Raw genomic sequence first — 402 nt, forward strand, 5'->3', positions numbered from 1 at the left:
GCCCTGGCCGTAGTCGGCGCCCGCGATGATGATCAGCGGCTGGCGGCGGTTCAGGTAGGTTTCCATGGCCTCCCACATGCGCACCACGCGCCCTTCGGGCTCGATGCGCGCCAGCGATCCCTTGTGCTGCACGCCGTCGATGACGGCCATCTCGTTGACCAGCTGCGGGTTGGCGAAGGTGGCCCGCATGGCGGTGAGGTGGTCGCCGCGGTGGGTGGCGTAGGAGTTGAAGTCTTCCTCGGGCAGGCCCATGCGCGCCAGGTATTCGCCCGCCGCGCTGTCGGCCAGGATGGCGTTGGAGGGCGACAGGTGGTCGGTGGTGATGTTGTCGGGCAGCAGGGCCAGCGGCCGCATGTTGCGCAGCGTGCGCGGGAAGGCCGCCAGCGCGCCCACGCCTTCGGT

1 pseudogene is annotated in these 402 nt (G+C 70.1%); it reads right to left on the minus strand.

The features are described from left to right. Nucleotides 1-402 (minus strand): annotated as a pseudogene (locus ACM14_RS30240) (Fe/S-dependent 2-methylisocitrate dehydratase AcnD); the annotation flags it as partial.

Origin of the sequence: Delftia sp. JD2, assembly GCF_001682645.1 — a bacterium.
Taxonomy (GTDB): domain Bacteria; phylum Pseudomonadota; class Gammaproteobacteria; order Burkholderiales; family Burkholderiaceae_C; genus Comamonas; species Comamonas acidovorans.